This is a genomic window from Variovorax sp. GW821-FHT09D04, from assembly GCF_059416405.1.
Map to the genome: position 1 here is coordinate 89,122 of NZ_JBWKPA010000015.1, position 9,145 is coordinate 98,266.

6 protein-coding genes are annotated in these 9,145 nt (G+C 69.7%); 1 reads left to right on the forward strand and 5 read right to left on the reverse strand.

Annotated features, from left to right (window positions below; genetic code table 11):
• The first annotated feature begins 98 nt into the window (after positions 1-98).
• Complete coding sequence (locus tag AC07O4_RS29825; RefSeq protein ID WP_495306400.1) at positions 99-959, forward strand: helix-turn-helix domain-containing protein; 861 nt, start codon at positions 99-101, stop codon at positions 957-959.
• Here AC07O4_RS29825 and AC07O4_RS29830 read toward each other — a convergent pair.
• From AC07O4_RS29830 to AC07O4_RS29850, 5 genes are all read right to left on the reverse strand, one after another.
• Complete coding sequence (locus tag AC07O4_RS29830) at positions 859-3,126, reverse strand: acyl-CoA dehydrogenase (RefSeq protein ID WP_495306401.1); 2,268 nt, start codon at positions 3,124-3,126, stop codon at positions 859-861. The two genes, AC07O4_RS29825 and AC07O4_RS29830, sit on opposite strands and share 101 nt — an antisense overlap.
• A gap of 122 nt (positions 3,127-3,248) precedes the next feature.
• Positions 3,249-3,839, reverse strand: coding sequence for a hypothetical protein (locus tag AC07O4_RS29835; RefSeq protein ID WP_495306402.1), 591 nt, complete (start codon positions 3,837-3,839; stop codon positions 3,249-3,251).
• 11 nt (positions 3,840-3,850) lie between these two features.
• Positions 3,851-5,017, reverse strand: a complete 1,167-nt coding sequence (locus AC07O4_RS29840) for a DUF2827 domain-containing protein (protein ID WP_495306403.1) — start codon at positions 5,015-5,017, stop codon at positions 3,851-3,853.
• Positions 5,014-6,165, reverse strand: coding sequence for a DUF2827 domain-containing protein (locus AC07O4_RS29845; protein ID WP_492736954.1), 1,152 nt, complete (start codon positions 6,163-6,165; stop codon positions 5,014-5,016). The genes AC07O4_RS29840 and AC07O4_RS29845 overlap by 4 nt, the downstream gene beginning before the upstream one ends.
• Before the next feature lie 85 nt (positions 6,166-6,250).
• Positions 6,251-9,145 (reverse strand): YadA family autotransporter adhesin (locus AC07O4_RS29850; RefSeq protein ID WP_495306404.1); only part of this gene is annotated, 2,895 nt, incomplete at its 5' end.

Genomic DNA, 9,145 nt, shown 5'->3' on the forward strand with positions numbered 1-9,145 from the left:
CCTGCTGCGTTGGGGTCGATGATTCCGCCGGGCGTGGATCGCGTCGATGACCTGGGAGGTCATGGCGCGGCGCCGCCGTCGCGCCAGAATGCGGCTCCATGAACACCCCTCGCACCCATTCGTCCAAGGCCGCCGCCGCCGGCCTTCCCGGCGCGCGCGATCCGTTCGGCGCCCATCTGCGGCACTGGCGCACCCACCGCCGCCTGAGCCAGCTCGACCTGGCGCAGGAGGCCGAGGTCTCGACCCGCCACCTGAGCTACGTGGAAACCGGCCGCGCGGCGCCCAGCCGCGAGATGGTGCTGCGCCTGGCCGAGCGGCTCGACGTGCCGCTGCGCGAGCGCAACGCGCTGCTGGTGGCCGCCGGCTTCGCGCCCATGTACCGCCAGCGCTCGCTCGACGACCCGGCGATGGCCTCGGCGCGCCGCGCCATCGACCTGGTGCTGAAGGGCCACGAGCCCTTCCCCGCGCTGGCCGTGGACCGCCACTGGAACCTGGTCGCGCACAACGCGCTGGTGCCGCTGCTCATGGAAGGCTGCTCGGCCGAGTTGCTGAAGCCGCCCATCAACGTGCTGCGGCTGAGCCTGCACCCCGACGGCGTGGCGCCGCGCATCGCGAACCTGGCGCAATGGCGCACGCACCTGCTCGAACGGCTGCAGCAGCAGATCGCCGCCACCGGCGACACCGTGCTGCAGGCGCTGCACGACGAGCTGGAGAGCTACCCGCCGCCGGCCGTGAGCCACGACGCGCCGCTGCTCGACACCGCGCTGTCGGCCGTGGCCGTGCCGTTCCAGGTGGTCATGCCGAGCGGCGTGTTGAGCTTCATCAGCACCATCACGATCTTCGGCACGCCGGTGGACGTCACGTTGCAGGAACTCGCGGTGGAGTCGTTCTTTCCGGCGGACGAGCAGACGGCGGCGGCCCTGACGGCGCTGGCTGCTGCGCAGCAGGCGCGCGGTTGAGATCGGCGGCGGTGCCGTCCGCATTGCGCGCCGGCCCCTCGAAGTCGTCGACCTGGATGACCTTGTCGGCCGCCTGCAGGTAGGCCAGCGCCAACGCGGGGTCGGAGGCCGAGCGCGCCGCCTCGTCGAGCGAGCGCGTGCGGCGCAGCACCTTGTTGAGCGCGGCCGTTTCGTCGCCCAGCCGTGCACCGAGCGCCATCGCCTGCATCAGGTCGCGCAGGCCGCCCGGGCCGGGCTCGGCCAGATCGGGCACGAGGCGCGCGACCACGTCCGGGCGCGTACGCAGCAACTCGGCCAGCGCCATCAGCTGCACGTCGCGCAGCGGCGCCAGATGCGCGGTGCGGCGCAGCACCAGCGCGCCGAGCAGGCGTCGACCCGGCGTCGGCAGGTTGGCGTACAAGTCGCGCAGGATCTTGCCGGCCTCGTCCAGCTGCAGCCGGATCGCGGCCTGCGCAAACGGCAGCAGCTCGGGCGCCGCATCGACGCGGTAGCGCCACACGCAGGCGCTTGCCAGGTACAGGTGGGCCAGCACGTCGCCCAGCCGCGCCGACAGCAGCTCCATGCGCTTGAGCTTGCCGCCGAGCAGCCCCATCGCCAGGTCGGCGGTGAGCGCGTACTTGGCGCTCATGCGCGCGATGAGCCGCGCCTCATGGGCCAGCGCCTCGGGCGGATCGCCGCGCACCGGCGCGCCGAACAGGCTGTGCCACAGGTTGACTGCCACGTGCTTGCCGTGCGCGATGAGCGCCTGGCCCAGTGCCGTTTCGTCTTTGGCCTGCACCGCCGCCATTTCATCGAGCACGTGCGGGTGGCAGCGCACCGCGCCCTGGCCAAACACGATGAGCGCGCGCGTGAGGATGTTCGCGCCCTCCACCGTGATCGCGATCGGCGCCTGCCGGTAGGCCACGCCGAGCAGGTTCGACGGGCCCGAGATGATCCCCTTGCCGCCGAGGATGTCCATGCCATGGTTGACCGCGCGGCGCCCGGCCTCGGTGAGCTGCACCTTGAGGATTGCGCTGGCCACGCTGGGCCGCTCGCCCTTGTCGAGCGCGGCCGCCGTGAAGCGCCGCGCGGCATCGGTCGCGTACAGCTGCGCCGACATCTGCGCGACCAACCCCGCCACCGCGTGGAACTTGCCCACCGGCAGGCCGAACTGCTCGCGGATCTGGCCGTAGGCGTTGCTCACGTACAGCGCCGTCTGCTGCATGGCCGAGCCCAGCGCGGGCAATGAGATGGCGCGCCCCGCGGCCAGGCACTCCATCAGCATGCGCCAGCCCTGCCCCACCTGCGGCTCGCCGCCGATGACCCAGTCCATCGGCACGAACACCTGCCGGCCGCGGATCGGGCCGTTCATGAAGGCGCTGTCCATCGGGCGGTGGCGCCGGCCGATCTCCATGCCGTCGTGCGGCACGGGAATCAGTGCACAGGTGATGCCCAGCTCGCGCTGGCCTTCGGGCCGGCTTTCGTCGATGGCATGGAACGCCAGCCCGACCACGGTGGCGACCGGCGCGAGCGTGATGTAGCGCTTGTCGAAATCGACCAGGAAGCCGCGCGTGCGCCGGCCCTGGAACTCGCGCTCGACGAGCACGCCGCGGTCCGGGATGGCGGCGGCGTCGGAGCCCGCGTAGGGCGAGGTCAGGCCGAAGCACGGCAGCTCGCGGCCGTCGGCCAAGCGCGGCAGGTAGTGGTCTTTCTGCGCGTCGGTGCCGTAGCGCAGCAGCAGCTCGGCCGGCCCGAGCGAGTTGGGCACCATCACCGTGACGGCCGTTGCCACGTTGACGCTCGCGATGCGCGCCACCACCGTCGCATGCGCGTAGTGGCCGAAGCCCAGGCCGCCGAAGGCCTCGGGAATGATCATTCCGAAGAAGCGCTTCTCGCGCAGGAAGCGCCACACCTCGGGCGGCAGGTCGTGCGCCTGGTCGATGGCGTGGTCGTCGAGCATGCGGCACAGCGCGGGCACCTCGTTCGCCAGGAAGGCTTCTTCGCGCGCGCTGAGCTGGTTGGGGCCGGCAGCCGTCAGCGCGTCGAAATCGGGGCGCCCGGCAAAGAGCTGGCCCTCGAACCCGACCGTGCCGGCCTCGAGCGCGGCACGCTCGGTGTCGCCCAGCGGCGGCAGGGCCTTGGAGAAAGGCTGCATCGCCCATCGGCCGATCAGGGTCGCCAGTGGCATGGGGTCTCCTTGCGCCGCACCGGAGCGCGCGGCATGCGTCCATTCTTGGACGGCACCGGCCCGCACCGGGCCGGTCAAGGGCGTTCACGCGTGTCGGAGACGGGCTCGCGCGCCCCGTGGGATCAGCGGCGCTTGGGCGCCTGCCCGGCCGGCGCGGCGGCCGGCACCGGTGCGTTCGGATCGCGCCAGCCGTACTCGACGTAGCGGCGGATCACGAGGCAGCCCGGCGGCGAATCGATCAGCGAGACCGACGAGGTCGGCTCCTTGTCGTCGGTGTAGACCGTGTAGATCGGCAGCAGCGGCGTGCGCTTGTAGTTCTTCAGTTCCTGCTCGGCCACGCTGGCGCAGGTGAAGGGCGCCACCGAGATGCGCTCGGCCGCCACGGTGCAGGCGCCGCTGTCGTCGGGAATGGCGGTGATCGACGCGGCCACGCCCGCGTTCGGGTACTGGATGCCGACCAGCGAGAACACCGGGCCGGCGTCGGGGCGCTTGCGGTCCCAGTCGAGCAGCACGTCGTGCGCGCGGCTGCCCTGCACGGTGAGCGTGGCCAGCCGCGTGATGGCGGGCAGGCAGCGCTGCACGCCCACGCTGGCGGCGGCGCGCGTGAGCGTGTCCTGCGGCGCCGCGGGCGGGGCCAGCACGCCCTGCGCGAGCGCGCTGCCGGCCATCGCGAGCGCCCAGGCTGCGGCGGTGAATCGGGCCAGAGAGGTCATCGGTGTCGTCCTCACGCGTAGAGGCTCTCGATGGCCGCCGAGTAGAGGCGCACGTTCTCCTCGCCTTCCGGGTCGAGCCTGGCAATGAGGGCGCGTGCGCGCTCGCGGTAGGCCGGCAGGTTGGCGTCGTGCTCGGCGAACGCGCGCCGCAGCGCCTGCCCGCCCTCCTCGCAGTCGAAGCCGTGATAGCGGTAGCCGCAGTCGCCGATCAGGTGCGAGTTGTGGATGAGCGGCCAGCCGCCGTACAGCGCCTCGTAGTAGAGGTAGTTCTGCGCGTTCTCCCAGTGGTGCGCAAAGACCGCGTCGATCGCGCCCGGCAGCACCTGGTACAGCGGAAAGCGCCCCTCGAAGGTCGCCAGGCCGTGCCGCACCAGATCGAGGCTCTGGGCGAAAGCGACGAAGTTCGGCTTGTCCTTCAGATGGAAGCTGTTGTAGACCCACATCTTCTCGATGAGGCGCGGCTGCGCGCGGTGCGCAGACTCGCAACCCAGCATCGGGATGAAGCTGGTCTTCACCATGCAGATGTTGGGCTCGAAGATGGCCACGCGCCACTGCTTGCGCCCCGGCTCGTAGGCAAAGCGCTTGCCCTCGGCGCCGCGCGCCATCGCCTTCTCGACCACCATCGGGCTCCACAGGTGCGGCATGAGCTTGGTGGGCGCGCGGAAGGTGCTCGCGAAGTACGGCTTGCAGGAGGTTTCGTACTCGGGCAGCGTCCACACCTCGTCGTACGGCGCGCCGCTGACCAGCATGCCGTGCGGCTTGTTGAAGGTCATGCGTTCGATGTCGATCACGTAGTCGTTGCCCACGCGCATCGAGACGATTTTTCCGCCGCGCTCGCGGAACGCCACCGACCAGTCGCGCCCGAGCTGCGCGCTCATCTCGATCATGAGGTCGAGCTCGTGCGCGGCGGTGGCCATGTCGATGATCGGCACCGGCGAGTCGGCCAGGAAGTTGGTGGCGTCGGCCGGGCCGCCGTCGCCGCCGCCGGCCACCAGCACCGTGCGCTCGACGCAGGGCGAGCGCAGCAGCAGCATCACGAGGAACAGGCAGTTCTGGTAGACGCCGTTCTCCCACAGGCTCTGCTCGCCCTTGCGGATGAAGATGGAGACGCCGACTTTCAGCCGGGTCGGTGAAGCGGCCGCGCGCGGGCCTGCGATGGGGTTCTGCGCCTCGCTCATGCGGCCACCTTCGCGTTGCCGGCACGGAACGCCGGATCGCCGCCCACCAGGTTCAACAGCCGCTGCGCGTAGCCGTCGATGTTGGCGGGGTGCATCGGATCGATCGCGTCGAACACGCGCTGGCTGCGCGCGCGGTAGTCATCGAGTTGCGCGTCGTGGCCGCGCACGGCTGCAGCCAGCTGCTCGGCGCCGACGGCGATGTCGAAGTCGGGGTAGTAGTAGCCGGCGTCGCGCAGCCAGGGCGAGTTGTGCACCAGCGGGTAGTTGCCGTACAGCGCGTCGAGGTAGCTGTAGTTCTGGTCGTTCTGCCACTGGTGCGACACCACCGCGTCGGCGTGCTGCACCATGAAGCCCGCGAAGTCGTGCCGTCCGTGGAAGGTGGCCTTGTGCTGGCGCACGATGTCCAGCGAGTTGGCCAGGTAGAGCATCGTCGGATGGTCTTTCAGGTGCAGCGTGTTGAGCACGTGCATCGCCGCGACGTGCTCCGGGTTGGCGCGGTAGGCCTCGTCGCTGATCAGCATCGGGATGCTGCACGACTTCACGACCGAGATGTTCGGCTCGAAGATCGCCACCCGGAAACCCGGTTGCTGCGCCGTGCGCGGCTGGTAGCCGAAGCGGAAGCCCTGCGCCTGCACCTCGTCCACGCGCTGCGCCAGGAACTGCGGCGACCACAGGTACGGCACCTCGTGCACCGGGCAGCGGTGCAGCGTGCGCATCATCGGCGCAAAGGCCGCGTCCTTGGGCAGCAGCCAGATCTCGTCGCAGCGGTCGGTGGCGCCGAAGTGCCCCTTGTCGGCAAAGACGATCGGCTCGGCCAGCGCCACGAAGGGCTGCCCCACGCCGTGGAAGGCCACGCGCCCGCCGCAGGCGCGGAAGTACGACAGCCACTGCACGTCGAGCGCGCCCGCCATTTCGATGACCACGTCGAGCGCGTCGGTCAGCTCGCGGGCGCGGCCCAGCGTGAGCCCCATGGCCGACAGGTCGACCTGCGGCGGCATCGCCTGCTGGTCGCCCGCGTCGATGAGCGTGACGGACTCGACGAATTCGATGCGTTGCAGCAGCCGGGCCAGGAACAGGACGTTCTGTCCCATTCCGTTTTCCCAGATGTTCTGCCCCGCGTGGGAGAGGACTGAAATACCGATGCGCATGGGCGAAGTGTGTACCAAAAAAACAATGGCTCCCGCGCGCAGGGCGCGGGAGCCACCGGACCGGGGGCGTCGGCCTAGCGGCCTTTTACTTCCACTTCCAGCCGATGCCCGCGTTGACGCCCCACTCCTTGCCGGTGGAGCTCAGGCCCGCGCCCCAGGACATCTTGCCGTCGTCCGACAGGGCCTTGAAGGTCAGCGCCACCGCGCTGTAGCCCTTGTACGAGCCCATGCCGATGCCGATCGTCTTCTCGCCCGGGTACAGCGTGGGCAGGTAGGTGCCCGACATCGCGAAGGCCATCGCCGAGCCCGAGTAGGCGATGCGCGCCACGTCACCCACCTGCTTTTGCACCTGCTGCAGCTGGCCCAGGTTGACCGCGTCGCCCGGCAGCACGCCCGGTGCCACGTTGCTGATGCGCGTGGGACCCGAAGTCTCGGTGCCCAGCGTGATCTGGTTGTAGTTCACCGACCCGTCGGGGTTGGTGGCGTACTGCACGCTGCTGGCCTTCGCAGCCGCCGAGACCGCCTTCAGCTGCGCCACGTTGGTCGCGTCGCTGTCGGCCGAGCCGGCTGCCACGCCCGTGATCTGGCGGAACTGGTTGTTGGCCGCATCGCCCACCGACACCGCCGCCTGCGTGCTGGTCGTGGCCTTGATGGCCGCTTCCTGCTGCGCATTCGCGCTGCCCGGCACGTAGCCAGCCACGCCCGCCGCCCGCGAGGCCACCGAGTTCGCACCCAGTGCCACGCCGCCGGTCTGCTGGACCACCGCGCCGAAGCCGATGGCCGTGCCCTGCGCGATGTTCTGCGCCTTGCTCAGCGGCGTGCCGCCGGCGTCCGCACCGTCACCCAGGGCCACGCCGCCGCCGCCGGCACGGGAGTTCGCGCCGATCGCCTGCGAGCCCGTGGCCAGCGCCCCGGTGCCGATGGCGATCGCGTTGGTGCCCGTGGCCTGCGCCCCGAAGCCCACCGCCACCGCGCCGTCGGCCGTGGCCCGCGCGCCGTTGCCGGCCGCGAAGGAGTTGGCGCCGCTGGCTTCGGAACGCGGCCCGATCGCCACCGCTTCCGCACCGCTGGCCTTGGAGTCGGTGTTGGTCGAGTTGGCGTGGAAGTACTTGGTGCCTCCGTTGTAGATCGAGCTGACCGTCGTGCTCAGGCTGCCGATGCCGCTCATCGCCGTGCTCAGGCCGGTCGACGTCGAGGTCGACAGGCTGGAAAGCCCGCTGGCCGCGCCGCCCACGCTGGTGGACAGGCTGTCCAGGTTGCTGTTGGTGGTGCTCAGGCCAGTCGACAGGCTGTTGACGGTGCTGTTGGTCGTGCTCAAGCCGGTGGACAGGCTGCTCACGTTGCTGTTCGTCGTGCTCAGGCCGGTCGACAGGCTGCCGACGGCGCTGTTGGTCGTGCTCAGGCCGGTCGAGAGGCTGTCGACGCTGCTGCCCACCGTGCTCAGGCCGGTCGACAGGCTGTCGATGCGGCTGGCCGAGGTGCTCAGGCCGGTGGACACCGAGCTCGACAGGCTGTTCACGCTGCTCGTGACCGTGCTCAGGCCGGACGACGTGGAGGTCGAGAGGCTGTTCAGGTTGCTGTTCGTCGTGCTCAGGCCCGACGAGAGGCTGCCGACATTGCTGTTGGTCGTGCTCAGGCCGGTCGAGAGGCTGTTGATGCCGCTGTTGGCGGTGCTCAGGCCGGTGGACAGGCTGCCGATGCCGCTGTTGACGGTGCTCAGGCCGGTCGAGGTCGAGGACGACAGGCTGCCCAGGTTGCTGTTCGTCGTGCTCAGGCCCGTCGACAGGCTGAAGATGCCGCTGTAGGCGGTGCTCAAGCCGGACGAGAACGAGGTGGACAGGCTGCTGACGTTGCTGTTGGTCGTGCTCAGGCCGGTCGACAGGCTGTCGATGCTGCTCGTGGCCGTGCTCAGGCCCGACGAGGTCGAGGTCGAGAGGCTGTCGACGTTGCTGTTCGTCGTGCTCAGGCCGGTGGAGAGGCTGTCGATGTTGCTCGTGGCGGTGCTCAGACCCGAGGACGTGGAGGTCGAGAGGCTGCTGACGTTGCTGTTGGTGGTGCTCAGGCCTGTGGAGAGGCTGGAGATGCCGCTGGTGGCGGAACTCAGGCCGGTCGAGAGGCTGCTCACATTGCTGTTCGTCGTGCTCAGGCCAGTGGACAGGCTGCCCACATTGCTGTTCGTGGTGCTCAGGCCGGTGGACAGGCTCGAGATACCGCTGGTGGCGGTGCTCAGGCCGGTCGACAGGCTGTCGATTCCGCTCGTAGCGGTGCTCAGGCCAGACGACGTCGAGGTCGACAGGCTGCTGACGTTGCTGTTGGTCGTGCTCAAGCCAGTGGACAGGCTGGAGATGCCACTGGTGGCGGTGCTCAGACCGGTCGACAGACTGGAGATGCCGCTCGACGTCGAAGTCGACAAGCTACCCACGGTGCTGTTCGTGGTGCTCAGGCCGGTGGACAGGCTCGAGATACCGCTGGTGGCGGTGCTCAGGCCGGTCGACAGGCTATCGATTCCGCTCGTAGCGGTGCTCAGGCCACTCGACGTGGAGGTCGACAGGCTGCTGACGTTGCTGTTCGTCGTGCTCAAGCCGGTGGACAGGCTAGAGATGCCGCTGGTTGCGGTGCTCAGACCCGTCGACAAGCTATCGATTCCGCTCGTGGCCGTGCTCAGGCCAGACGACGTAGACGTCGAGAGGCTGCTCACGTTGCTGTTCGTCGTGCTCAAGCCGGTGGACAGGCTGGAGATGCCACTGGTCGCCGTGCTCAGACCGGTCGACAGGCTGTCGATTCCGCTCGTGGCCGTGCTCAGGCCGGTCGACAGGCTGTCGATTCCGCTCGTAGCGGTGCTCAGGCCACTCGACGTGGACGTCGAGAGGCTGCTCACGTTGCTGTTCGTCGTGCTCAAGCCAGTGGACAGGCTGGAGATGCCACTGGTCGCCGTGCTCAGACCGGTCGACAGGCTGTCGATTCCGCTCGTGGCCGTGCT